The sequence below is a fragment of the Caulobacter segnis genome, assembly GCF_019931575.1.
In the GTDB taxonomy this organism is placed as follows: Bacteria; Pseudomonadota; Alphaproteobacteria; order Caulobacterales; family Caulobacteraceae; genus Caulobacter; species Caulobacter segnis_C.
Map to the genome: position 1 here is coordinate 3,313,014 of NZ_CP082923.1, position 25,038 is coordinate 3,338,051.

Consider the following 25,038-nt stretch of genomic DNA (forward strand, 5'->3'; position numbering starts at 1 on the left):
ATCTTGGTCCTTAAGCGGCGTCGCGCAGCAGGACGGGGGTGGGCGCCGGGACGGGCGCGAGCGTGCTTTCCTCGACCGTCTTGCGCGGCGGACGCATGAACAGCGCGGCCACGAAGATCACGCCGATCACGGCGGCGAAGACCTGGAAGGTCGGCGCGAAGCCGCCGAGGCGATCGCGCATGAAACCGCCGATCACCGGCCCCAGGGCCGAGACGGCGCCGACCAGGCAGACCATCGAGAAGAGCTCGAGGTTGTTCTTCCGGCCATAGTAGTTGAGCAGCAGGATGCTGATGGCCAGCACGGTCATGCCAAAACCGACCCCGACGCCCAGGGCGAAGACCACCATCATCGGCCAGGTTGTGGCATGGGCCAGGGCCATCAGGCCGGCGGCCATCATCCCCTGTGCGCCGGCCAGCAGCCAGCGTGGGTCGACGCGGTCGCCCAAGAGGCCGCCGCTCATCCGGGCCACGACCTGCATCAGGGATTCCAGGCTCAGCGCCGCGACGGCGACGGTCGAGATCACGCCCATCTCGCTGAAGTGGCTGGGCGCCAGGCTGACGGCGGTGACCCCGCCCAGCAGGTGGGCGAAATAGGCCGCGACGATCACGTAGAACTGCGGCGTGCGGATCGCTTCCTTGACCGTCCAGTCGACCTGGGTGCGGTAGACGCGGGCGTTGGCGGGCTGGGCTGCGGCCTCCTCGGCCACGGCCTTGTCGGTCTCGACCGCAGCGCTCTCCAGCCAGGCCTTGCCGGGGACCAGGGCGGTGGCCAGGACGCCGACCACCGCCGAGGCGATGGCCTGCCACGCCCAGTACGGCCGCCAGGCGCCGCTGGCGATCTCCATGCCGACCAGAGCCATCCAGGGACCGGCGACGCCGCCCAGGGAACCGATGGTGAAATAGATCCCGAACGGCAGGGCGCGCTTCTTGAACAGCATCGACAGCAGGTGCGTGCCGGGGATCAGGGCCATCATCTGATAGCCGACGCCCAGCAGGGCCGTGCCGAACAGGTAGATCGGCAGGCCGCGCGCCATCGCCAGGCAGATGAAGCCGGCGATCATCACAGCCGAGCCGACGATGATCGTCGCCCGCACGCCGATCTTGCGGATCAGCAGGGCCGGCAGCCACGAGGAGCCGCCACAGAACGCGCCCAGCAGGGTGAAGCCCAGGAAGGCCGAGGCGAAGCTCCACTGCTGGTCCTTGATCATGGCCGGCAGGACCACGCCCAGCGACGAGAACGTCGAGGCGGTGATCAGGAACAACAGAAGGGAAAGGGCGCCCAGAAGGGTCCAGGAACGCCATTGGATCGTCGACATCGCCATCGAGCCTCCATGCAAGCTCGCGGCGCGTCCCTCGCGGGGCGCGCCGCGCAGGGGAACTAGAACTTCCGAGCCAGGGTCACGCGCCACTCGCGGCCCTTGCTGGGCAGCGCACCGAGGTTGGCGTAGCTGTCCGCGTCGGGCGTGAAGTAGAGCTTGTCGAACAGGTTATCGACATTGAGCGTGGCCGTGTACGGACCGTATTCGTAGTAGACGCTGCCGCTGGCCACCCAGTAGGCGGGATAGGTCACGGCGTTCTGGACGGTGCCCGAGGTCTTGGTCACGTGCGTCACGCCGAACGTGCCGCCGACCTTGCCCCAGTCGTGGTCGTCGCTGGTGTAGGCGCCGTAGAGGCTGACCACCGACTTCGGGATCAGGGTGTAGTCGTAGTCGCCCGCGCGGCCCGGCAGGCTGCTGAACGCCCAGACGACATAGGTGCCGCCATAGGCCTGCGCGCCCGCCACGCCGGCGGTGTAGGCCGGGATGTACTGGAACGAGTTGTCGGGGCCCTTCACCGTCGTGTGCTGGGTGTTGCCCGAGAAGGTGAAGCTGAGGTTCTCGCTGGCCAGCCAGCGCACTTCCAGCTCCACGCCCTTGGCCCGCGTGCCGGTCGGCGTGCCGGTGATGCCGGTCAGTTGGGTGCGGTTCTGGCGATAGCCCGCCAGCGAGCCGACCAGCGTGCCGCGCAGCCACTGGAACTTGAAGCCGGCCTCGGCCAGGTCGCTGTTGGACAGCCACGCATCGCTGGCGTCAGCCACCAGGCCTGGCGCGATATCGCCCGCCTGGCTCATCTCCAGGGCCGAGGCCTTGGCGTAGGTGATGTAGGGCATCACGCCTGCCGGGGCCTTGTAGGTCGCGCTGGCGCTGTAGGTGAACTTGCCCTTGCTGGCCTTCTGCTTGCCGGCGATCTGGTAGCTGAGGAAGCCGGTGTCCTGCGAGGTGACGTCGTAGTCGTCGTAGCGGCCGCCCAGCATCAGGTTCAGGCGCTCGCCGACCTTGATGTCGGTCATCGCGAAGACGCCGGTCTGGGTCCATTCGCTCTTGTTGTCGTTCTCCCACTGCAGGCCCTGCACGCCGGCGCCGGTCTCGGTCGAGAACGGGCTGTCGATGATGTCGGTGGGCGTGGCGCCGAAGCTGATGTCGCGGCGGTCCAGCGCGATCATGCCGCTGTTGTAGCTCTCGCGACGACGGCCATCGAAGCTGCGATAGGACGCGCCGATGAAAGACTTGGAGCTGATGATCCCCGTGTCGTAGGCGAAGTTGTAGGTGAGGCGGGCTTCCCACACCGAGCTGTCGAACCAGGCCGGGTAGCCGTAGCTGACGAAGCGCTTGTTCTCCTGGTCGTCGTAGAACAGCTGCAGCTTGATGGCGCTGTCGGGCGACAGTTCCTTGGCCAGGTCGTAATAGAGCGTGTTGGTGCGGGTCTTCGAGAAGTCGGCGCCGCTGATGTAGACCGTACGGGGATCCAGCTTGGTCGTACCGACGCCGGTGTCCAGGGTGTGCAGACCGTTGCTGTCCGGATAGCCGTAGTAGGCCAGGTACATGGCGCTGCCGTACGGATAGAAGCCGACCTCGTTCGGCGTCAGGCGGCCGTTGCCGTCGGTGTCCTTCAGCGTGGTGTCGCGGCCGGTGACATAGGTCTGATTGTCGATCAGGCTTTGGGTCAGGCGGTTCCAGCCGGGCGTCTGAACGTCGCCGTCCGAGTGGTAGTACATGCCGCCGAACGCGGTGGTCCAACCGTTGCCCAAGTCGAAGTCGGACGACGCCTCAAGCGTCTGGCGACGCGGATAGATGCCCTTGTAGTAGCTGTGGCTGTCCTCGACCTCGCCGTACAGGTAGACGCCGCCGGTGACCGAACCGAAGTTCGCCGGCAGGCCTACCTGGGCCGTGGCGTTCTTCTTGTTGTACGAGCCGTAGGTCACGGTGACCTCGCCGGTCGGCTCGGTCAGGTAGCCGCCCTCGTTCTTGCCCGACTTCGGGATGAAGTTGAGCATGCCGCCCACCTTGCCCGAGCCGTAGATCGGGGTCGGCGGACCGCGCACGATCTGGATCTGGTCGGCCGCGCCGATCGGGGTCGAATAGGTTCCCCGGTTCTCGATGCGCTTGAAGCCGCGGAAATAGTTCTCGGCCAGGGTGCCGCGGATGTTAAGCGCGCCGGGCACGCCATAGAAGCTGGCCGTGTAGGTGCCGGGCGAGACGGCGGTCAGGCCGTCGATCGTCTCGATGCCATAGCGCTGCAGCGTCACGTCGCTGACGAAGCTGGCCGAGCGCGGCGTCTCCAACAGCGGCTTGTCGATGCCGAAGACGGTGTTGCTGGGCTGCTTCTCCAACAGGCCCGCCTTGTCGCGCGCCTTGACCACGACTTCGTCGACGGTGTCGGACGGCGCGGTGGTCTCGTCCGCGAAAGCGGCCTGCGTGTGCGCCAGCAGGACAAGGGCGGAACAGCCCGCCATCAGTAGCCGGTAGTTCGACATGCGGTCCTCAATGCGAGGCCGTCGCGCCCACCGCCTGCGGCGGTTATCCCCAAGGTCGACGCCTCGGAGCAATCATCGGTCGGTCTGGTCCGGCGGCGAGGCGCGACGACTGACATTTCACTCAAAATGTCCCTGCCGCATGCATGTTGAGCCGCCGGCGACCGCGAAAGCGGCGCGATGATCACGAAACTTGCTTCAACGCGAACCAGAGGCCGCTCAAACGCGTCCACCACCGAAGGCTGCGCGCATGGGATTTGCCCCGCCAGGATGCGTCCACAGACTCGTACCATGTGGGCCACACCCAAGGTTTGACCCGCGCCGCCAGCCGTCCCAATGTCCGGCGGCATGCCCCAACACGGCGAACAGATCGGACCGACGCCGGACTGGCTTCCGCACGAGCGCCCCCTGTTGCCGGGGTCGCCGTCGACGCCGTATTTCCCGACCAGCTTCCGCATCGTCCACGGCCTGATCAGCCTGCTGATCGGCGTCACCGGCTCGCTGGGCGCGGCCCTGGTCCAGGTCAATCTGCCGGCCATCCAGGGATCGCTGGGCCTGACCCCGACCCAAGGCGCCTGGCTGACCACGATCTACGTGATGACCAACATCTCGATGAACCTCTTGCTGGTGAAGTACCGCCAGCAGTTCGGCATCCGCCGGTTCGCCCTGGTGTTCCTCTCGATCTACACGTTGGCCGCCTTCGCGCACCTGGCGCTGGACAATTTCCCCATGGCCCTGGCCTTGCGGGCGATCAGCGGGGTCGGCGCGGCGGCGCTGACCGCCCTGGCCATGTTCTACATGCTGCAGGCCTTCCCGGCCTCGTTCCGCATGGGCGCGCTGGTGCTGGGCGTCGGCGTCTCGCAGTTGGGGGCGCCCCTGGCCCGGGTGATCTCGACGGGCCTGCTCGACGCGGCCTACTGGCACGGTCTCTACGCGCTGGAGGCCTGCCTGGCCGCCGCCTGCCTGGCCGCCGTCGCTCTGTTCCGCCTGCCCCAGGGTGTGCGCATCCACGTCTTCGAAGGGACGGACGCCCTGACCTTCGCCCTGCTGGGCGGCGGTCTTGGCCTGATCGTCGCCGTGCTGGGCCTGGGCCGCATCGTCTGGTGGTTCGAGGCGCCCTGGCTGGGTTGGTGCCTGGCCGCCGCCATCATCCTGCTGGCGGCCGGGGTGCTGGTCGAGCATCGGCGCGCGCATCCGCTGATCGACACTCGCTGGGTGGCTACGGGCGCCTTCCTGCGCTTCTGCCTCAACGTCGCCCTGGTGCGGGTCATCCTCGCCGAACAGAGCGTCGGCGCCGCCGGCCTGATGTCGGCCCTGGGCCTGGCGCAGGAGCAGCAGCGGCTGCTGTACGCCATCGTGCTGGCCGCCACCGCCGCGGGCATCGTGATCAGCGCCATGACCCTGAACCAGAAGACCCTGGCGCCGCAGTTCCTGCTGTCGGTTTTGCTGATCGCCGTCGGCTCGTTCCTCGACGCCGGCGCCACGCCGCAGATCGGGCCGGTCAACCTGTTCGTCAGCCAGGCGCTGCTGGCCTTCGCCGCCGCGATGTTCCTGGGCCCGTCCTTCATGTTCGGCATCGGCCAGCTGCTGACGCGGGGCCTGGGCTCGATCATCACCTTCTCGGTGATGTTCGGCGTCGCCCAGAACCTGGGCGGCCTGTTCGGCGCGGCCATGCTGGGCACCTTCCAGACCGTGCGCACCCAGGTCCACGCGGTGGGTCTGGCCGAGCGCTTGACCGGCGCCGATCCGAGCGTCGCGGCCACGCTGCAGGGCTATGCTGGCGTCTATGCCTCGACCCAGGCCGACCCGGCCTTCCGCGCCGCGGACGCCAGCGCGCTCCTTACCCAGCAGCTGACCCAGCAGGCCAATGTACTGGCCTTCAACGACGTGTTCCTGGTCGTCGGCGTCGTCGCCCTGCTGCAGTTCTTCTACGCCGGCTTCCTGTTCTTCCTCCTGGCCCGACGCATGGCGGCCGCCGCACCGCCGACCACCCTCCCCGCTCGAGAGACCGCATGACCGACGCGCCCTCGCCGCCGCCCTCGCCCCAATCCGCCCCCCAGCCGGAGGACCGCGCCGCCGCCGCCGCGCCGCCGCCCGCCCGGCCCGCGCCCCCCACCGCCCGCGCCATCGTGCTGACGATCGGGGGCGCTTTCGTGCTGGTGCTGCTGGTCCTCTATGTCTGGAAACTGCCGCCCTTCGCCCGTTCGGTGCAGCGCACGGACAACGCCTATGTCCGTGGCCAGGTGACGGTGATCGCGCCCCAGCTCAGCGGCTATGTCGCCAAGGTCATGGCCAGGGACTTCCAGACCGTCCGCGCCGGCCAGCCGCTGTTCGAGATCGACCAGCGCATCTACGCCCAGCGGCTGGACCAGGCCCGCGCCACCCTGGCCGCGCGCGAGGCGGACCTGGCCAATTCGAGCCAGGCCCGCGCCTCGCGCGAGGCGGCCCTGCTCAGCCGCCAGGCCGACATCGGCTCGGCCCAGGCTCAGGTCGAGCGGGCCCGCGCCGACATGGCCCGCGTCGCCGAACTGGCCACCGACGGCTCGGTCTCGCTGCGCGAGCGCGATCAGGCCCGCGCCGCCCTGCGCGCGGCCGAGGCGACCCTGACCTCGGCCCGCGCCGGCCAGGAGATCGCCCGCCAGGACGTCCGTTCGGTCGGCGTCTCGCGCCAAGGCCTGGAAGCCGCCGTAGCGGCCGCCAAGGCCGCCCTGCGCCTGGCCGAGATCGACATGACCAACACCATCGTCGTCGCGCCCGCCGACGGCCAGTTGGGCCAGGTGGGCGTGCGCCTGGGCCAGTACGTCACGGCCGGCAGCCAGCTGGTGACTCTGGTGCCGCCGCAGCGCTGGGTGATCGCCAACTTCAAGGAACGCCAGTCGGGCCGCATGCGACCGGGACAGAAGGCGGTGATCACCGTCGACGCCCTGGGGGACCAGCGCTTCACCGGCCGGGTCGAGCAGGTCTCGCCGGCCACGGGCTCGGAATTCAGCATCCTTCCGCCCCAGAACGCGACCGGCAACTTCACCAAGATCGCCCAGCGCCTGCCCGTGCGCATCGTGCTCGACGCCGACCAGCCCGACCTCGCCCGTCTGCGACCGGGCATGTCGGTCGAGGCCGAGGTCGACGCGAAGGGCCGCCGCTGATGCGCCGCGCCCTCCCCGCCCTGGCCTGTCTGGGCCTGATGGCGGCCTGCGCGACGCCGGGTCCCCGGACCGCGCCGCCGCGCCAGGCCGCTGTGACCCCGCCAGCCGCCTGGCGCGCGCCGAGCGAGACCGGCGACGCCACCCTGGCCGCCGACTGGTGGAACGCCTTCGGCGACCCGCGCCTCTCCGACCTGATCGCCGCCGCCCTGGCCCGCAGCACCGACCTCGGCGTCGCCGAAGCCCGGGTGCGCGAGGCCGAGGCCCAGAGCCGCCTGGCCCGCGCGGCGCTGCTGCCCTCGGTCAACCTGACGGCCGGGGCGCAGAAGACCCGCGATCTCAACGCCTTCGGCATTCCCACCATCACCACCGCCGCCGAACCCGAGTTGCAGGTCGCCTACGAGATCGATCTCTGGGGCCGCATCCGGCAAGCCGACGCCGCCGCTCGCGCCAGCCTGCAGACCAGCGGCTACGCCCGCGACGCCGCGCGCCTTTCGGTGGCCGCCGCCGTGGCCCGCGCCTACGTCGCCCTGGTCTCGCTGGACGCCCAGATGGCCACCGCCCGCGCCACCCTAGGCTCTCGCCAGGAGGCCGCCGCCCGGGCGCGTCGGCGGGCCCGCGAGGGCGTGACCTCGGATCTGGAACTGCGGCAGGCCGAGGGCGAGTTGGAGGCCGCCGCCCAGCGCGTCCCCGCCCTGGAGCTGGCCATCCGCCGGCAGGAGAACGCCTTGACGCTGCTGGTCGGCGACACGCCCGGCGCGGTGGTTCGCGGCCCCTTGGACGCCCTCGCGATCCCGCGGCCGGCCGCGCCCCTGCCCTCGACGCTGCTGGCGCGCCGCCCGGACATCGCCCAGGCCGAGGCCAGCGTGGTCGCCGCCGACGCCAGCCTGGCCTCGGCTCGCGCCGCCTTCCTGCCGCAGGTCCGGTTGTCGGCGGCCGGCGGCGGCCTCTTCGTCGAGCATCTGGATCCGGTCACGGTCTGGAGCCTGGGCGCCAGCGCGCTGGCGCCGATCTTCGACGGCGGTCGCCTGCGCGCCCAGTCGGACGCCGCCGCCGCCCGGCGCGACCAGGCCGCCTTCGGCTATCGCAAGACCGTGCTGACCGCCTTCGGAGAGGTAGAGAACGCGCTGGAGGGAACCGGCCGCCTGGCCGAGCAGGAAGAGGCGGCCGTCCGCCAGCGCGCCGCCGCCGCCTCGGCCCTCGACCACGCCCGCAAGCGGTACCAGGCCGGCTACGTCGCCTATCTGGAGGAGTTGGACGCCCAGCGCGGCCTGCTGGCCACCGAGTTGGCGCTGTCGCAGGTGCGCGAGGCCCGACTGCAGAACGCCATCGCGCTCTATCAGGCCCTGGGCGGCGGCTGGGCGACGACCACGCCATAAAAAACGGCCGGACGCGCTTGCGGCGTCCGGCCGAGCAAACCAGGCGCGCGGTGAACGCGCGCCTGGCCCGGGGGTCTTGGGTCTATTCGGCCGCGACCGGGGTCGTGGCTTCCTTCATGGCCGGGCGGCGGATGCCCAGCACCAGCTTGGCGGCGAACACCGCCAGGGTCAGGGCACCGCCGGCGAAGACGATGTCTCCGGGCACCCGCATCCAGACCAGGGTCTGGACCAACGGCGAGTGGATCACCGCCGGCGAGCGGGCGAACCACAGGCCGTGCTCGATGCTGGCGATCGCCTGGATCACCCCCACCGGCAGCAGCGACAGGAAGATCATCATCGCCAGGCCGCCGTTCAGCAGCCAGAAGGTCATGGCCAGCAGGCGGTCGTCCCAGGCTTCGCGACGCGCCAGACCTCGGAAGCAGAACAGCAGCAGGCCGATGCCCAGCATGCCGTAGACCCCGAAGAGCGCGGCATGGCCGTGGGTGGCCGTCGTGTTCAGGCCCTGGATGAAGTACAGGCTGACCGGCGGGTTGATCATGAAGCCGAAGACGCCCGCGCCCAGCAGGTTCCAGAACGAAACCGCGACGAAGAACAGGATCGGCCAGCGATAGGTCGCGACCCAGGGCGCGGCCTTGGTGTGGCTGAAGGTCTCGAAGGCCTCTGCGCCGATCAGGGCCAGCGGCACGACCTCGAGGGCCGAGAACACCGAACCGATGGCGATGACCGAGACCGGCGTGCCGGCGAAGTACCAGTGGTGGGCCGTGCCCAGCACGCCGCCGAACAGGAACACGATGGTCCCGAACAGCACCGCGCCATTGGCGGACTTGGCGCGAACCAGGCCCAGCTTGACCATCAGCAGGCTGATGACGGCGGTGGCGAACACCTCGAAGAAGCCTTCGACCCACAGGTGGACCACCCACCAGCGCCAGTACTCGACCAGGCTGATGTGGGTATGCTTACCCCACATGAAGCCCGCGCCGTAGAACAGGCCAATGGCGACGGTCGACAGGAACAGGATCATGATGACCGGCTTGCTCTCGGACGGCGCCTTCAGGGCCGGCCACAGGGCGCGGCCGACCAGGACCAGCCACTTCATCAGGCCGACGAACAGCAGGATCTGCCAGAAGCGGCCCAGATCGACATATTCCCAGCCCTGATGGCCGAACCACCAGTTGGTGTTCAGGTCGAACACCTGCTGGACGCCCAGCCACTCGCCGGCCATCGAGCCCAGCACGACGACGACCAGGGCGACCCACAGCAGGTCCACGCCCAGCTTCTGACCCTTGGGCTCGTGGCCCGAGATCATCGGCGCGACATAGAGACCAGTGGCCAGCCAGGCGGTGGCGATCCAGAAGACGGCCAGCTGAGTGTGCCAGGTGCGGGTCACCGCGTAGGGAATGATGTCCGATATGGGCACGCCAAAGAAGGCGTGGCCCTCCACCGAGTAGTGGGCCGTGACCGCGCCCAGACCCACCTGCAGCAGGAACAGGCCGATGACGGTCAGGAAGTACTTGCCCGTGGCCTTCATCGACGGCGTGGGCTTCAGCGCCGCCAGCGGATCCTTGGCCGGAGCGACCAGGTGGTCCTCGGTCTTGGTCTTGGCGTGCCAGAAGGCCAGGGCGCCGACGGCGGCGATCAGCAGGATGACGCTGGCCACCGACCAGACGATCGTGGCAGTGGTCGGCCTGTTGCCGATCAGCTCCTCGTGCGGCCAGTTGGCGGTGTAGGTGATGTCCGAACCGGGACGGTCGGTGCTGGCCGCCCAGCCGGTCCACCAGTAGAAGGCGGCGATGGCCGTGCGTCGCGACGGGTCCTTCACCGCGCCGTTGGCGATGGCGTACTGCTCGCGCAGCTTTTCCAGCGCCGGGTCCGAGCCCAGCAGGGTCTCGTAGTGCGTCCGCACCTGGCGCATGGCCAGGGCGCGGTCGGCGCTGACCGTGATCGCGCCGCTCTTGGTATCGTAGGTGTTGGTGCGAACCTCGCCCTTCAGGCGCTCGCGCAGAGCGGCCTGCCGCTCGGCCGGCAAGGCGTCGTACGGCGCCTTGAAGTCGCGCTTGGCCCAGATGTCCAGCAGCGCCGTCGCCTCGCGGTGGACCTGGTCGGCCGACCAGTCGGGCGCGACATAGCCGCCGTGGCCCCAGATCGAGCCGACCTGCTGGCCGCCCATCGATTGCCAGGCCAGTTGACCCGTCTCGATCTCGGCCTTGGTGATCAGCACCTGCCCGCTCGCGTCGACCACACGGGTCGGGATCGGCGGCGCCTGCCGGTGGATTTCACGTCCCATCAGCCCCAGGACGGTGAACGACACCGCCATGACCAGGGCGAGGACGAACCATAGTCTTCGCGTGTTCATCTCGCTTCCCCTCGCCGGTCGGGACTCTCCCATTCGGCGGTTTCGGGGATCACGATGCGCGCCGGAGCGCCCCGCGACGTTGTCGGGGCGCAACCTTCGCCGGTCAGACGGCCTTGGCGTGGCGCGTCGCGGCCTGCGGCAGGCGCGCGTCGAAGGCGGCGGCGACCACGCGCATCAGGCGGCGCGCGGGCTCCGGGATCGACACCACCGCGCCGTCCCGCTGGCACAGGCCGGCCAGTTGCAGCGCGTCGGTCGCCTCCAGGCTCTCGGCCAGATGGTCGTCGGCGAAACCATGGGCCCGGCAGACGGCCGCGACATCGACGCGCATGTCACACATCAGCCGCTCGATCACGGTGGCGCGGACGCGGTCCTCGTCGTCGACGGCCAGGGCGCGGTTCAGCGGCAGTTCCCCCCGGGCGATCGCCGCCGACCACTGGTCGGTCGGGACGTGGTTGCCGACGAAGCCCTCGCGGAACTGACCGATCGACGAGGGGCCGATCGGAACCAGCACCGGGGCCGGGTCGTCGGTATAGCCCTGGAAGTTCCGCCGTAGCCGTCCCTCGGCCAGGGCACGGCTCAGCGCGTCTTCCGGCAGGGCGTAGTGATCGAGGCCGATGCGGACATAGCCCGCCTCGACCAGGGCCGCGTCGGCCGCTTCGGCCTGGGCCCAGCGGCCGTCGAGATCGGCCAGATCGGCCTCGCGGATCATCGTCTGGTGCTTCTTCATCCACGGCACGTGGGCGTAGCCGAACACGGCCACCCGGTCGGGACGCAGCTGGACCGCTTGGCGGGCCGACTCGTAGACGTTCTCGGGGTTCTGGCCCGGCAGGCCGTACATCAGGTCGAAGTTCAGCCCCGCCACGCCGACCTTGCGCAGGCGCTCGGCGGCGCGCGCCACGTGGTCGTAGGGCTGGATGCGATTGACCAGGGCCTGGACGGTCGGATCGAAGGTCTGGACGCCCAGACTGACGCGGTTGACGCCGACCTCACCGGCCGCGTCGACGAAGGCCTCCGACAGCATGCCGGGATCGAGCTCGGCGGCGATCTCCGCGCCCGGGCGCGGGCGGAAGGCGGTCTTCAGCTGGGTGACCAGGGCCGCGAAATCCTCGGGGTTCAGCGCATTGGGGCTGCCGCCGCCGAAGTGCAGATGCGCCAGGCCGTCATGCTCGCCCAGCCGCGCGGCGACCAGGTCGACCTCGCGCGTCAGCGTCTCGAAGAAGGTCCCGACCCGCTCGTAGGTGTGGGCGATCGAGGTGTGGCACCCGCAGTACCAGCAAAGCCGCCGGCAGAACGGCACGTGCACATAGACCGAAAGCTTGTCCTCGGGCTTCGTGCCCGCGATCCAGGCGTGCGCCTCGGACGCTTGCTGGGCGTCAAAAGCTAGAGCCGTCGGATAGCTGGTGTAGCGCGGCAGGTTGCGTTCGGCGTGGACGCGCTGGGCGGGGGTCAGGGCCGAAGGAGTCATGCGCAAAGTCCTAGAAGCTCGTCCTGCCGGCGCAGGCGCACACGGCGCGAGGCGCGGGCGTCGATCAGGCCCTGGTCCTGCAATTGGGACAGGGTCCGGGAAACGGTGTGGATGGTCAGGCCCAGATAGTCGGCGATGTCCTGGCGGGTCATCGGCAGGTCCAGCTCGTCGTCGGCGTCGAAGCGGCGGGCGAAGTCGACCAGGAAGGCGGCGACGCGTTCGACCGCGCCCAGGCGGGCCAGCATCGAGGCGTGGTTCTGGCTGCGCTGCATCCCGCCCGTCGCGATCGCCAGCAGCCGTTGACCCAGGAGCGGATCCTCGGTCGTCAGGCGCCGAAGGGCCTTCAGCGGAATGGCGTGCAGGATGACGTCGGTCATCCCCTCGGCCGAGCAGCAGTATTCGTCGGTGGTCTCCAGACCCAGCAGGTCGCCAGGGGTGTGAAAGTCGCAGACATGGCGGCGACCGTCGCCCAGCAGGCGGTAGGTGCGCACCGTGCCCGACATCACCTGATAGACGGTGTCGACCGGCTCGCCCTGGGCGAAGATCTCCTCGCCCGGCGCCCGGCGAATGGTCACGCCGACCGGAACAAGCGTCTGGCCCAGCATGGTGGGCGGCGGCGCGATCGGATGCGGCAGAGTGGTGAAGGCGAGGTTCATGGTCGGCGCGGCTCCCCGGGCTTGCGTCGACCATTGGATTAGCAACAGGCGTCGGCCCGCCGACATTCGGGAGTTCGCCCTAGGTAGAATACCGGGATTCAGCTGGACCGCCCACGCGCCTAGTCCTGATGGCCTGATTCCATCGAAGGCTCGCCTATGGCCATGACTGCCGCGATCGACCCTCAAATTCTTCGCGGCGGCGACATGTTCCGCAGCCTCGACGCCCAAGCCCTCTCGGCCATCCTGGCCGCCGGGACCGTGCGCAGCCTGCCCGCCGGGCGGGTGATCTTCGCCCAGGGCGACGACGGCGTGACCTGCCATTCGCTGCTGGACGGGCGGGTGAAGATCGTCCAGGCCCGCCCCGACGGCAACCAGTCGGTGATCCGCTTCATCGGCCCGGGCGAGATGTACGGCACGGTGGCCGCGCTGATGGGCAAGCCCTTCCCGGCCGACGCCGTCGCGGTGGTCGACAGCGTCGAGGTCTACTGGACCGTGGCGACCATGCGCCAGCTGATGGGCCGCTATCCCGAGGTGGCCATGGGTTCGGCGGCCTCGGCCGGGGCCCGCCTGTTCGAGATGCAGGACCGGGTCGGCGAAATGGCCGGCGAGAAGGTCGAGCAACGCATCGCCCGCACCCTGATGCGCCTGGTCCAGCAGGCCGGACGCAAGACCCCCAACGGCATCGAGATCGACTTCCCGATCACCCGCCAGGAACTGGCCGAGATGGCGGGCTCGACGCTGCATACCGTCAGCCGCACCCTCGCGGCCTGGGACGACCGCGGGATCACCGGCAGCGCGCGGCGCCGGATCATCGTTCGCAAACTGGACGCGCTGGTCGATCTGGCCGATCCCGCCTAAGGCCGTCGCGCCGCCGCCCGAAGGCGACGGCGCTGGCGCTTTTCCTACTTGATCGCGGCGAACTCGGCCGTCAGGCGCTTCTTGGCCAACGACGGAGCCTTGGCGATCGCGGCCTCGGCCTCGGCGGCGTTCGGCTTGCCGTCGCCGACCTTGGCCACGAACGTCATGCCCATGGTCCAGTGCGGCGTGCACTTGAAGCCGTAAACGCCGGTCTTGGTGAGCTTCACCACGACTTCCTTGCCGAGCACGCCCTTCACCTCGGCGGCGCCCGCCGGCCACATCTCCTTGATGGACTCGACGTTGTGGCCCGAATCCGTCGGGATGAAGCGGACCGTGTCGCCCGCCTTCAACTTCGCCGTCGCCGGTTCGAAAACCATCATGCCCTGCGAGCCAGAATTCAGCATCTTGACCTGCAGTTCCGCCGCGCCAGCCGCGCCGGCGACGGCCAGCGCGCCCACGACGACACCGGCCAGGAGAACGGATTTAAACATCTTGGATCACCTTAAATTGCGGGCGGAAGAACCCGCTCGCTTGCCTTTATCGATAGGCCGATCGGGATTGATCGACGTTGCGCCAGCGCAAGCGGTCACGAGGATTCACGGATAAAACGCCGCCTCCTCCAGCCGCATGAGCTCGCGACAATCACCGTCATAGCGGGCCAGGATTCCCAGCAGTTCGCGGGCGACGTCGCTGTCGCCGGGCAGCTGGGCGACGAGGGCGGCCAGCTGCTCCAGCCGAAACCGCACCAGGTCATGTTCGGCGCCGAGCCGGATCAGGGCGTCGGCCAGCGCCTCGGTGTCGGGAAAGTCGCCTTCCAGCAGGTCGGCCTCGGCCGTCTGGCGATCGCAGATCTCGGTGAGCAGGCCCACCAGCGTGTCGACGAGCGCCCCGGCCACGCCGCCGACGCGATCACGGGCCTCGTCATGCCTCGCCAGCCGCCGCGCCAGGCCCAGGGCCCGCGTCAGCTCGTCGACGCGCCAGCGATAACCGCCGGGGTCATGATCGATCGATTGAGGGACGGACTGCGCCATGGCGGAACCTCCTGTTCCCACTCTTGCGCGGGCTGTCCGCCAGGCTCCTTGTTCTTCGACAATTTCGGCCGCGGTCGAATCCGTCAGCCTCTCCTGCCCTTTGGTGACGGAGCAGGATCATGGCCTTCGACATTCCCCTCGCAGCGGAGATATGGGCCGCGAAGTACCGGTTCACGCCAGATGACGGCGGCGGCGACGCCGGCGTCGAGGACAGCTGGCGACGGGTCTCCGAGGCCATCGCCCTGGCCGAGCCCGAGGAGACGCGCGAGCGCTGGCGCGAACGGTTCCTAGAGGCGCTGACCGACTTCCAGTTCCTGCCCGCCGGCCGGATCTTCGCCGGCGCCGGCACGGCCCGGGCCGTGACCCTGTTCAACTGCTTCGTCATGGGCACGTTGCCCGACGACCTGCCGGGCATTTTCGAGCATCTGCGCGAGGCGGCCGTCACCCTGCAGCAGGGCGGCGGCGTGGGCATGGACTTCTCGACCATCCGCCCGACCGGCGCGCCCGTGCGCGGGGTCGGCGCCGACGCCTCGGGGCCCTTGAGCTTCATGGACGTCTGGGACTCGATGTGCCGCACCATCCTGTCGGCCGGCCAGCGGCGCGGGGCGATGATGGGCTGCCTGCGCATCGACCATCCCGATATCGAGGCCTTTATCGACGCCAAGCGCGACCCGGCCCGCCTGCGGAACTTCAACCTGTCGGCGCTGGTCACCGACGCCTTCCTGGAAGCCCTGCAGAACGACGCCGAGTGGCCGCTAGTCTTCAATGGCGAGGTGTTCCGGACCGTTCGCGCGGCCGATCTATGGACCCGGCTGATGACGGCGACCTACGCCTATGCCGAGCCGGGCGTGATCTTCGTCGACCGGGTGAACGCTCGCAACAACCTGGCCGCCTGCGAGACCATCAGCGCCTCCAACCCCTGCGGCGAGCAGATGCTGCCGCCCTATGGCGCATGCCTGCTGGGCTCGATCAACCTGGCCCGCCTGGTGGCCACGCCGTTCGCCGAGGGCGCCGGCCTGGACGAGGAGCGACTGGCCGAGCTGACCCACATCGCGGTGCGCTTCCTCGACAACGTCATCGATGTCTCGCGCTTCCCGCTGGAGGCCCAGGCCAACGAGGCCCGCGCCAAGCGCCGGCTGGGCCTGGGCGTCACCGGCCTGGCCGACGCCCTGATCTTCTGCGGCCAGCGGTATGGCTCGGAGGAGGCGGCGGAGACCACCAAGCGCTGGCTGGGGATCATCAAGCGTGAGGCCTATCGCGCCTCGGCCCTGCTGGCGGCGGAGAAAGGCCCCTACCCCGCCTATGACCCGGACGTCCTGACCCGGCCGAACCTGCTGGACCTCGACGACGCGACCCGCGCCCTGATCGCCGAGCACGGACTGCGCAACGGCTGCCTGACCTCGATCGCCCCGACCGGCACCACCTCGCTGGTCGCCGGCAACGTCTCATCGGGCATCGAACCGGTTTTCGCCTATGCCTACAACCGCAAGGTCCGCCAGCCGGACGGATCGACGCGGCAGGAGGCGGTCGAGGATTACGCCCTCACGGTCTGGAAGCGCCTGCACGGCGACGCGCAGCCGCCCGAGGACGTCTTCGTCTCGGCTCAGACCCTGTCGCCGCGCGAGCACCTAGTCATGCAAGCCGCGGCCCAGTCGATGATCGACAGCTCGATCTCCAAGACCGTCAACTGCCCGGCCGACATCCCCTTCGACGCCTTCTGCGACGTCTATCTCGAAGGCTGGCGTTCGGGCTGCAAAGGGCTGACGACCTATCGGCCGAACGCGGTGACGGGCTCGGTGCTGTCGGTGGATACGCCGCCGCCCGCCGAGGAGCCCGCCCCCGACCTGCCGCTGGCCGCGCGCGACGAGGCCCTGGCGGGCGTGACCTACAAGATCAAGTGGCCCCATAGCGCCCACGCGGTCTACGTGACCGTCAACGACGCCGAGATCGACGGCCAGCGCCGGCCGTTCGAGATCTTTGTCAACTCCAAGAACATGGAGCACTACGCCTGGACCCTGGCCCTGACCCGGATGATCTCGGCGGTGTTCCGGCGCGGCGGTGACGTCGGCTTCGTGGCCGACGAACTGAAGGCGGTGTTCGACCCGCAGGGCGGCGCCTGGCTGTCGGGACGCTATGTCCCCTCGCTACCGGCAGCAATCGGCGGGGTGGTCGAGCGGCACCTGCGCCACGACTTCGTCGCCGCGACGCCTCGGGTCGCCGAGGCCGTCGAACCGGACAACCACACGCATCAGGCCGACGCCCCTCGCCCGGCCGTTTGCCCGCGTTGCGCCAGCACCGGCCTGATCCGCAAGGAAGGCTGCGACACCTGCACCGACTGCGGCTACTCCAAGTGCGGGTGATCCGCCGCGCTGCGGGTTGATCCCACGAAAAAGGGCCCGCCTAGGCGGGCCCTTCCTTTTTGCGCCTGTCGGTCGGGTCAGAGCTTGAAGTCGAGGCTGGCCCAGGCCCGCGTGGCGTCGGGATAAGTCTTGGACTGGGTCTCGAACCGCGCGACGCCCAGTTCGATCGTCCAGCCCTTGGCCACCGGGGTCGACACGGTGGCGTCGACCTCACGGCCCAGGTTCTGCCCGCCGACCGTCGTGTCGAAATCATGGGCCTCGCCCGTCAGTTTCAGCGGCTGCTTGGCCCCGAACGCCTTGGTGTCGAAGGTCCGCGCGCCACGCAGGAAGACGTCGCGAACGCCCTTGGCCGGCGTGGCGCCGATCACGTCGGACAGGCCCTGGAAGCCGTGCAGCGAAGCCAGCGGCGTCTGGAAGGCATGGACGCCGTCGCCCTCCAGCCGCTCCAGGTTCAGCGACACCGTCGACTTGGCGGTCTTGAGCCCGGCCGAGGCCAGGTCGTAGTCCACCGAATAGCGCTGCGGATTGGCGCCGTAGTCCTTCTGGTTGGCGTGCTCCAGCTCCCAGGTCCCGCTGAGACCCGGCTTCAGGGCGTGGGCGCCGGCCAGCCGCACGCCGAAGGTCTTGTTCGACTGGGACGCGGCGTTGTCGAAGTCCATCAGGAAGGCGTAGGCGGTGGCCTTGCCGATCGCGCCCAGGTCGCCTTCGGCCTGGACCAGATGCACGTCACCGCGCCAGACGCCCTGTGTCGACTTGTGGCCCAGCGGGCGGCGCACCCGGTCGATATAGGCATAGGTCACGGTGACCGCCTTGGTCGGCTTGGCGGTCAGCTTGATCGCGTCGAAGGTCTGCTCGTTCTGCCGCCAGCCGCTGTTGCCGATGAAGCGGGCGTTGCCGAGGATGATCCGCTGACGGCCCACGTCGACGCCGCCCCTGGCGTTCGGCCGCCACTCGACCACCGCGCGGTTCAGCTCGACCGTCTCGGGATCCTGGATGATGGCCTTGCCCGGATGGGCGTGCACGCCGTCGGCGTAGGCGTCGTCGATCGCGCCGATGGCCTCCATCTCGATCAGGCCGGTCAGGGTCTTGGCGATCGGTTGTCGCCAGCCCAGGCGCAGGCGGGTGGTGATCGCCTCGGCGTCGGCGCCGTCGGGATCATAGAGCTCGTAGCGCGTTCGCGCCTCGAGCAGGAGCTGACCGGAATTGGAAGGGGCGTCGGCGGCGATCGCGGGCGCGCCGAAGGCAAGCGCGCTCGCGCCCGCGAGCGCCAGCAGGACATGCTGTCTCATGGGATAAACCTGACTAACTGTCGGAAAGAAAAGGGGCGGCGATCGCTCGCCGCCCCGGTAGACGCGTCCGCTTAGTGACCGCCACCCTTGTGCGGGTTCGGCGGGGCGGTGAACACGTCGGGATTGGCCGGGCCCTCGACGGTCAGGATGCCGGCGCCGCCGCGTTCCAGGCGGCTCAGCGCATGGTCGACCATGATGTAGTTGCCCGGGACCTCGAGCTTGAAGTCGACGATGGTGGCGCCGCCAGGCGCGACCGTGACGGTCTGCACGTCCTTGATGGTTGGGCTGGTGGCCGAACCGTACGGATAGACGTGGTCGAAGATCTCGCCGATCACGTGGAAGCTCGAGGTCTTGTTGGGACCGCCGACCCCGAAGAAGATCCGGACGGTCTCACCGACCTTGGCGTGCAGGGCCTTGTCGCCCGTCAGGGCTTTGAAGCCGCCATTGAAGACGTAGTACTCGGGCTGTTCGTTGAGCAGCTTTTCGATGCTCTCGTTCAGCAGGCCCTTCGAGCCGATGGCCTCGTCGGTATAGATCTCGCCCTGCACGACGTAGAACTCGTGGTCGACCTTGGGCAGGCCTTCCTCGGGCTCGACCAGGATGGCGCCGTACATGCCGTTGGCGATGTGCTGGGCGACCATCGGGGTGGCGCAGTGATAGATATAGAGACCGGGTTGCAGGGCCTTGAAGGTGAAGGTCTTGGTCTCGCCGGGGTCTGCCATGGTGGCGACCGCGCCGCCGCCGGGACCGGTCACGGCGTGGAAGTCGACATTGTGCATGTGTTCGCTGTCGGCGGCGTTCTTCAGCGTGACCTCGACGGTGTCGCCGACCCGGACGCGGACCATCGGGCCGGGCACCTTGCCGTTGAAGGTCCAGAACTTGTAGTTGGCCCCGTCGGCCAGCTTGCCGACGATCTCCTGGGTGACGAGGTCGACCTTGACGGTCGCGGGCGCGCGGCGGGCGATCGGCGGCGGCAGGTCGGTGGCGGGCCGAACGATGTCGGCGACGGCGGGGGCCGGAGCGTCCGGCGTCGCGGCGACGGCGCCAGCGGCCCCCGTCAGGGCGAGGGTCGCAGCGGTGGCGAAGAGAGCGAGGGCTTTCATTTTCCTATCCTCGGGCGCCCGAGCGGCGCCGATGGCCTGATGGGTAGACCTCCCCTCGCGGCGTTCTTTGTGCATGCGCAAACTGCTCAGGACAGCTTGTCGCGGTCGCCCGTCAGGCGGCGGTCCTCGATCTGCACGCGACGACGGACGTTGCGGTCCAAGGCTCGCCAAACCCCAGCCAGCACGGCTCCGGCGGCTCCCAGAGCGCCTAGAGAGGCCGGCGCGCCCAGCCAGTGGGCCATATGGTCGAGCTTTTCCTTAAGTAACCGGTGATCGTCGATCAGACGGGCGATCAAGGTCGGATCGGGGTTCGAACCGGCCGTACGTTCGACGGCGTCGTGACGCGCGAAGGAGTCGGCGAGGTCCTGCATGGCGCTGGCCAGGCCGTTGGGACAGCCAGGCTGATGGGCGAAGCGCGCCTCCAGCCCTCGGGCCAGCCTGACGCCCTCCGCGAAGAGCAAGCCCTGCGCCTCGGCGCACGCATCGGGATCGCTATCCTCCCCCTCGTCGGACAGCGCCCACGCATGCGCGTCCAGGCGCGCCAGCAAGGCTTCCAGCGGAACGCGTCGCGCGCGCGCGGCCTCCGCCAGGCTCGGCTGGTCGCCGGCCTGGAAGTTGATGCCCGCCGCGCGCAGGATCGCCGAGGCGCCCGGCAGCACGATGGCCAGTGTCACGACGTCGATGCGATCATCCATGCCGCCATCGAAAACGATGACCGCGCCGGTCGTCATTGCGCCCCGTCAAAACGTCCGCGGACTTGATCTGGCGCATGGCGCGACGCATCCGCGCACGCTGGAGTGTGCGGCGAAAGGCGTCCTCGGCGTCAACACGGAGATTTCGCCTTGCGCCTGACCGAACGCGCTCTTCTGGGATTGCGGATCGTCGCGCTGCTGGATGCGACGGAGCATCCCCTGACGGTCGGCGCGATCGCCGAAAGAACCCGCTCGCCGCGCGACCACGTGAGCAAGGTCGTCCACACCCTGGCCTGCGAGGGGCTAATCGCCACGATCCGCGGTCGCCGCGGCGGCGTCCGCGCCCGCGACGGCCTTCCGGTCAAGCCTTCCAGCGTCGTCGTGGTCCTGGAAGCCTGCCTGCCGCGTCGCGACTGCGCGCCCTGCCCACTGGCGCCGAACTGCGTCCTGCCCGGCCTGCTGGGCCCGGCCACGGAGGCCTTTCTGGAAACGCTGGACGCCGCCGGCCTGAAGCCCTTCCGCGACGCCCCGCCGACGATGCTCAAAGCCTGCCGATGATCTCGGTCATCACCTCGGCGCTGACCTTGCGCGCCACCGCCCGCGGATTCTCGAACACGGCGCTGTTGGCGCCGTGTTCGTGGCACGTCACCGACTCCACCCAGCAACGCCCCTGCGTGGCGACCTCGATGATCTGCTGGGCGTGATCGAACACGAAGGCGGCCAGGCCCTCGCAGCTGACGCTCGGCGTCAGCCGCACCTGGGCCAAGCCCAGGTCGGCCAGGCGCTGGAACTCGACCCGCGCCGGATCGTCCGTCGCCACCAGCAGGGTGTGGTCGAACATCTCGTGCAGCCACGTGCGGATCTTGCCGAAGCCGCCGGCGCCGAAATCGACCACCCAGCCCCGCGCATCCAGCCGCTCGGCGGCGAAGGTGAACGTGAAACCCAGGGAATAGCCGTGCAGCAGCGCGCAATGGCTGGACGCGGCCCACTGCCGATAGGCGCAGGTAAGGCCGCGCTCGGGCCCGTAGGTCTTGATCGAGCGATAAGCCATCAGAAGCGGTCCGACTCCGCCTGCCCATAGCTGCGGCGTTCGCGATCCGCCCGTCCCATGACCTGCTCGTCCCCCTCGGCGTGATCGTCGATCAAGGCGTCGGGCTTGGCCAGGCGGGCCAGCGCGGCCGGACGGTTGATCGTCACATTGGCCCCGTCGACTTGGACGCCATGGCTGCCCAGGGTAGCGAAGGCGCGCGACAGGTTCTCCGGCGTCATGCCCAGCAGCGAGGCCAGGACCCGCTTCTGGCAAGGCAGCCGCAGGGTCGGTCCGCCGCCCTGCCGACGCTGCTGCACCAGCAGATAGTTGGCCAGGCGCTCCAGCGCCCCGCGCAGCTTGTAGTTCTTGAGGACCCGGACGACGCCGCTGTAGCAGCCCGACAACTCCTCGGCGACGGCGAAGGACAGCGCCGCGTCCTCGCGCACCGCCTGGCGGAAGGTCTCACCGGGGATCATCAGCACCTGGCTGCGCGCGATCGTGCGCGCGGTCATCAGGGCCGGCACGTCCAGGATCACCGAGGCCAGTACGAAGGTCGACAGCGGCCGCAGCAGGGCCAGGGTCGAGTCCCGGTCGTTCCAGGTGCCCTCCAGCTCGACCGCGCCTTCCATCAGCACGTAGAGGAAGTCGTTGACCTCGCCCTCGGCCGTCAGCTGGGCGTCGCGCGGGAAGCGCTGCAGGAACGCGCTGCGCGTCAGCCGCGCGAAGGTCTCGGCGGAGGCGCTCTGCAGCAGGGGCAGTTGCCGGATACGCAGCAGATCGGCGGGCTTGAGAGTCATGCGAAGGGCTTTCAACAATGGCGCCGGTCCATCGCTATAGGCCCTTAGGCCACCCTCGAACCTTGATGGCCATCAATGTTCCAGCCGATTTCGGTCAAGACGCCAGTCGCGCGGGCGCGTAGCGCTGGGGGTCGACACCGTGGCCGCTCAGGGCCGCCGGCGGTTCCTCGCCCAGGATCAGGCTGGCCGCCAGCTGGCTGACCGCGGGCGAGGTCTGGACGCCGAAGCCGCCCAGCCCCGCCAGCCAGAAGAACCCCTCGGCGTCGGGCGCCCAGCCGATCGCCGGCGCCTGGTCCGAGGCGAAGGTCCGCAGACCCGCCCACGCGCGCTCGACCCGTGACACGCGATGGTCGCACATGGTCTCGAACCGCAGCACCGCCCGCGCGATGTCGACCTTCTCGGGCGCCGCGTCGCAAGGTCGCGAAGGCTGGGCGTCGGCCGGCGTGATCAGCAGCGCGCCGTGATAGGGCCGGAAATAGAACCGCTCGCGCACGTCCTTGACGATCGGCCAGGCCGAGAACCCCGCGCGCTCGACCGGCGGCGTCAGGACGACCGTGCGACGCAGCGGCGTCAGGCCCAGCGGCGCGACGCCGGCGGCCTTCGCCAGGGTATCGGCCCACGGACCGGCGGCGTTGACCAGGATCTTCGCCTCCAGCGTCCCCTTCTCGCCGGTCAGCCGCCACTCCTCGCCGCGCCGTTCGATCCTGGGCTCGCCCGAGTCGACGATCAGGTGAGCGCCCGCGTCGAGCGCCATGCGGCGGAAAAGGTCCAGCAGCGCCGCGACGTCGATGTCCCCAGCCTCGGCCTCCAGCCAGGCGCCGTCGATCACGTCCTCGCGCAGGATCGGGAACAGGCTCACGGCCTGGCGCGGCGACAGCGCCTGCAACGGCACGTCGGCCGCCTGGGCCAGGCCGAACGGCGCCAGATGCGGCAGGCGACCGACATGCAGCGCCTGGCGCGGCCGGAAGATCACGCCGATCGGGTCGAGGGCCGCCGTCAGGAACGCGTGACTGGCGCGGGTCAGCGGGCCGACGGCCGCACCGCCGTACGAGGGCAGGAACATCGCCGCCGACCGCGCCGTCGTCATGCTGCCCAGGGCGGGCTCGCGCTCGACCAGGGCCACCTTCAGACGGGGCGCCAGCCGCGCGGCCAGAGCGACGCCGGCGATCCCTCCGCCCACGATGGCGACATCGACCCGCACCTCAGAGGGTCTCCATCGACAGCATGCCGGCCTGGCCGTGCAGATAGCCGTTGATCAGCGGTCCCGGCGGCCGGGTCGCCGCCACCGCCGCCCGCAGTCCGGCGCCGTCGAACTCGCCGCGCACGAAGGCGCCGAACGCCGCCAGCACGGCCCGGACGTCGCCGGTGTGCGGCGAGATCCGCAACGCCTTCACGCCCGCCGCCACCAGGCGTTCGACGTCGGCGTCAGCCAGATGGACGCCGTGCGACATGGTCTGGATGCCGTTGACCGCCAGGAACGGCTCGCCGTCGACGGTGCGGACGGTCATCCCGTCGGGATCGGTCTCGCAGACGAACAGGCAGCCGTCCTTGTGCGCCTTGTGGGCCCGCGCGTGATAGCAGCGCCCCGACAGCGCCAGCGGCAGCCGGCCATAGGCGAAGAGCTCGATCTCGACCTGGGGACACGCCCGGGCGATCGCGGCGACGGCGTCCAGCGACAGCTCGACATTGGCGCAGATCCGCTGGCAGCCCCGCGCCGCCAGGGCCGTCACGGCGCTCTCGTTATAGAGGTTCAGCATGGGACCGGCGACGAAGGCCGCGCCCTTCGGCAGGCAGGCCAGGGCCGCGACGTCGTTGACCTCCAGGAGCGTGCTGGCCTCGGCCAGTTCGCGCACCGCCCTCGCCTCGCGCGGCGTGGCGGGCAGCGCCTGGCTGGCCCAGACCACCGACTTGCCGGCGCGGGTCAGCGCCTCCTCGGCCAACAGCAGCGACTCCACGGTCAGCGGCGAGCGCTTGCCGCAGACCACCTCGCCCAGATAGACGCGCGACACCTCTGGCGCGGCGGCGACCTGGGCGTAGTAGTCGGTGATACGCTCCGGCGACCACAGGAACATCAGCGGACCGACGGTCAGCTCCAGGTCGCTCATCGCCATTTCCTCTTGTACGCGCCCTCGGTCTCGCGCCCGCCCTCGGCCAGGTCGGTCAGCATGCGGGCGAACGGCTCGCAGTCGCGGCCGGCGTCCAAGGCGTCGATCGCGCCCCGGAAAGCCTCGGTCACGCGCCGGACATAGGTCTTGCCCCGCTGACGCCCCTCGACCTTGATCGCCTTGACCCCGGCCGCGCGCAGGTCGCGCAGGACGGTCATGGCGTTCAGGCTGACCGGATCCTCGAACAGGTACGAGGTGTCGCCCATGGCCTCGAAGCGCCCCTTGCACAGGGTCGGATAGCCGGCCGACTCGCCCGCCCCGAAACGGTCGATCGCCACCCCGGCCAGGCGCGGCGTCAGGCCGTTCGCGTCGGTCTCGAAGCTCACCGCCTCGGGCGGCGAGCAGACGCCCGACAGGTTGGGCGAGCGGCCCGTGGCATAGGACGACAGCGCGCAGCGACCCTCGGCCATCACGCAAAGACCGCCGAACACGAAGGCCTCCAGCTCGACGCTGGTCGCCTTGGCCAGGGTGGCGATCTCGGGCGCCGTCATGACGCGCGGCAGCACCACCCGGCGGACGCCGAAGGACTCGGCGTAGAAGGCGATCGCCTCGGCCGAGTTGGCGGCCGCCTGCACGGACAGATGCAGCCGCAGGTCCGGATAGGCCTGACGGGCGTAGGACAGCACGCCGATGTCGGCGACGATCACCGCGTGCGCCCCGGCCGCGACCGCTGTGTCGACCGAGCGCCGCCAGGTCTCGTCGGCCCCGGCGCGGGCGAAGGTGTTGATGGCCACCAGCACCTTGGCCCCATGGCCTCGGGCGAAGGCGACGGCCTCCGTCATCTCGGCGGGCGAGAAGTTCAGGCCCGGGAAGTTGCGGGCGTTCGTCTCGTCGCGCAGACCGCAATAGACGCTGTCGGCGCCGGCCTCGACGGCGGCGCGCAGCATCGGCGGCGAGCCGGCGGGACAGACCAGTTCGATCGATCCCACGC

At 69.7% G+C, this 25,038-nt stretch carries 21 protein-coding genes; 6 read left to right on the forward strand and 15 right to left on the reverse strand.

Features of this window, described 5'->3' with window-relative positions; translation table 11 throughout:
• Nucleotides 1-10: 10 nt before the first annotated feature.
• Entirely contained in the window at nt 11-1,315 is a 1,305-nt protein-coding gene (locus tag K8940_RS15265; protein WP_223390851.1) for a CynX/NimT family MFS transporter, read from the reverse strand.
• A gap of 62 nt (nt 1,316-1,377) precedes the next feature.
• Nucleotides 1,378-3,792, reverse strand: a complete 2,415-nt coding sequence (locus K8940_RS15270; protein ID WP_223390852.1) for a TonB-dependent siderophore receptor — start codon at nt 3,790-3,792, stop codon at nt 1,378-1,380.
• 345 nt (nt 3,793-4,137) lie between these two features.
• Between K8940_RS15270 and K8940_RS15275 the strand changes: the two genes are divergently transcribed.
• From K8940_RS15275 to K8940_RS15285, 3 genes are read left to right on the forward strand one after another with little or no spacing between them, the layout of a single operon-like run.
• On the forward strand, nt 4,138-5,805 hold the full coding sequence (locus K8940_RS15275) for an MFS transporter (protein WP_223390853.1): 1,668 nt from the start codon (nt 4,138-4,140) through the stop codon (nt 5,803-5,805).
• A complete protein-coding gene (locus tag K8940_RS15280) occupies nt 5,802-6,932 on the forward strand; it encodes an HlyD family secretion protein (protein ID WP_223390854.1) in 1,131 nt (376 codons plus the stop codon). Before K8940_RS15275 ends, K8940_RS15280 begins: the two co-directional genes overlap by 4 nt.
• Nucleotides 6,932-8,308 carry an efflux transporter outer membrane subunit gene (locus tag K8940_RS15285; RefSeq protein ID WP_223390855.1) on the forward strand — a complete coding sequence of 459 codons (1,377 nt, stop codon included), beginning with the start codon at nt 6,932-6,934 and terminating at the stop codon, nt 8,306-8,308. Before K8940_RS15280 ends, K8940_RS15285 begins: the two co-directional genes overlap by 1 nt.
• A gap of 82 nt (nt 8,309-8,390) precedes the next feature.
• Here the strand turns inward: K8940_RS15285 and K8940_RS15290 are convergent, their stop codons facing one another.
• The 3 genes from K8940_RS15290 to K8940_RS15300 all read right to left on the reverse strand — a co-directional run bounded on the left by K8940_RS15290 (nt 8,391) and on the right by K8940_RS15300 (nt 12,782).
• Entirely contained in the window at nt 8,391-10,661 is a 2,271-nt protein-coding gene (locus K8940_RS15290; protein ID WP_223390856.1) for a nitric-oxide reductase large subunit, read from the reverse strand.
• Nucleotides 10,662-10,764: 103 nt separating this feature from the next.
• Complete coding sequence (gene hemN, locus K8940_RS15295) at nt 10,765-12,126, reverse strand: oxygen-independent coproporphyrinogen III oxidase (protein ID WP_223390857.1); 1,362 nt, start codon at nt 12,124-12,126, stop codon at nt 10,765-10,767.
• Nucleotides 12,123-12,782, reverse strand: a complete 660-nt coding sequence (locus K8940_RS15300; RefSeq protein ID WP_223390858.1) for a helix-turn-helix domain-containing protein — start codon at nt 12,780-12,782, stop codon at nt 12,123-12,125. The genes hemN and K8940_RS15300 overlap by 4 nt, the downstream gene beginning before the upstream one ends.
• 156 nt (nt 12,783-12,938) lie before the next feature.
• Here K8940_RS15300 and K8940_RS15305 point away from each other — a divergent pair, with 156 nt between their 5' ends.
• Nucleotides 12,939-13,640, forward strand: coding sequence for a Crp/Fnr family transcriptional regulator (locus tag K8940_RS15305; protein ID WP_223390859.1), 702 nt, complete (start codon nt 12,939-12,941; stop codon nt 13,638-13,640).
• A gap of 44 nt (nt 13,641-13,684) precedes the next feature.
• Here K8940_RS15305 and K8940_RS15310 read toward each other — a convergent pair whose 3' ends face one another.
• Together K8940_RS15310 and K8940_RS15315 are read right to left on the reverse strand one after the other, a co-directional pair.
• Entirely contained in the window at nt 13,685-14,131 is a 447-nt protein-coding gene (locus K8940_RS15310) for a pseudoazurin (protein WP_223390861.1), read from the reverse strand.
• A gap of 105 nt (nt 14,132-14,236) precedes the next feature.
• Nucleotides 14,237-14,671 carry a hypothetical protein gene (locus K8940_RS15315; protein ID WP_223390863.1) on the reverse strand — a complete coding sequence of 145 codons (435 nt, stop codon included), beginning with the start codon at nt 14,669-14,671 and terminating at the stop codon, nt 14,237-14,239.
• Nucleotides 14,672-14,790: 119 nt separating this feature from the next.
• Between K8940_RS15315 and K8940_RS15320 the strand changes: the two genes are divergently transcribed.
• Nucleotides 14,791-17,031 (forward strand): adenosylcobalamin-dependent ribonucleoside-diphosphate reductase, encoded by a 2,241-nt coding sequence (locus K8940_RS15320; protein WP_223390864.1) that lies wholly within the window; start codon nt 14,791-14,793, stop codon nt 17,029-17,031.
• Nucleotides 17,032-17,108: 77 nt separating this feature from the next.
• Here the strand turns inward: K8940_RS15320 and K8940_RS15325 are convergent, their stop codons facing one another.
• The 3 genes from K8940_RS15325 to K8940_RS15335 all read right to left on the reverse strand — a co-directional run bounded on the left by K8940_RS15325 (nt 17,109) and on the right by K8940_RS15335 (nt 20,154).
• A complete protein-coding gene (locus tag K8940_RS15325; protein WP_223390865.1) occupies nt 17,109-18,320 on the reverse strand; it encodes an alginate export family protein in 1,212 nt (403 codons plus the stop codon).
• A gap of 71 nt (nt 18,321-18,391) precedes the next feature.
• On the reverse strand, nt 18,392-19,423 hold the full coding sequence (gene nirK / locus K8940_RS15330) for a copper-containing nitrite reductase (protein ID WP_223390866.1): 1,032 nt from the start codon (nt 19,421-19,423) through the stop codon (nt 18,392-18,394).
• 86 nt (nt 19,424-19,509) lie between these two features.
• Nucleotides 19,510-20,154 (reverse strand): hypothetical protein, encoded by a 645-nt coding sequence (locus K8940_RS15335; protein ID WP_223390867.1) that lies wholly within the window; start codon nt 20,152-20,154, stop codon nt 19,510-19,512.
• 111 nt (nt 20,155-20,265) lie between these two features.
• Between K8940_RS15335 and K8940_RS15340 the strand changes: the two genes are divergently transcribed.
• On the forward strand, nt 20,266-20,673 hold the full coding sequence (locus K8940_RS15340) for an Rrf2 family transcriptional regulator (protein ID WP_223390868.1): 408 nt from the start codon (nt 20,266-20,268) through the stop codon (nt 20,671-20,673).
• On the opposite strand, the gene K8940_RS15345 is transcribed toward K8940_RS15340, so the two are convergent.
• The 5 genes from K8940_RS15345 to K8940_RS15365 form a co-directional block, all read right to left on the reverse strand.
• Nucleotides 20,657-21,166 carry a 6-pyruvoyl trahydropterin synthase family protein gene (locus tag K8940_RS15345; RefSeq protein ID WP_223390869.1) on the reverse strand — a complete coding sequence of 170 codons (510 nt, stop codon included), beginning with the start codon at nt 21,164-21,166 and terminating at the stop codon, nt 20,657-20,659. The two genes, K8940_RS15340 and K8940_RS15345, sit on opposite strands and share 17 nt — an antisense overlap.
• A complete protein-coding gene (locus tag K8940_RS15350; RefSeq protein WP_317846998.1) occupies nt 21,166-21,942 on the reverse strand; it encodes a helix-turn-helix domain-containing protein in 777 nt (258 codons plus the stop codon). The genes K8940_RS15345 and K8940_RS15350 overlap by 1 nt, the downstream gene beginning before the upstream one ends.
• Before the next feature lie 94 nt (nt 21,943-22,036).
• Nucleotides 22,037-23,143, reverse strand: a complete 1,107-nt coding sequence (locus tag K8940_RS15355) for an NAD(P)/FAD-dependent oxidoreductase (protein WP_223390871.1) — start codon at nt 23,141-23,143, stop codon at nt 22,037-22,039.
• Nucleotide 23,144: 1 nt separating this feature from the next.
• Nucleotides 23,145-24,047 (reverse strand): U32 family peptidase, encoded by a 903-nt coding sequence (locus tag K8940_RS15360; protein ID WP_223390873.1) that lies wholly within the window; start codon nt 24,045-24,047, stop codon nt 23,145-23,147.
• Nucleotides 24,044-25,036 (reverse strand): peptidase U32 family protein, encoded by a 993-nt coding sequence (locus tag K8940_RS15365; RefSeq protein ID WP_223390875.1) that lies wholly within the window; start codon nt 25,034-25,036, stop codon nt 24,044-24,046. The genes K8940_RS15360 and K8940_RS15365 overlap by 4 nt, the downstream gene beginning before the upstream one ends.
• Nucleotides 25,037-25,038 lie beyond the last annotated feature (2 nt).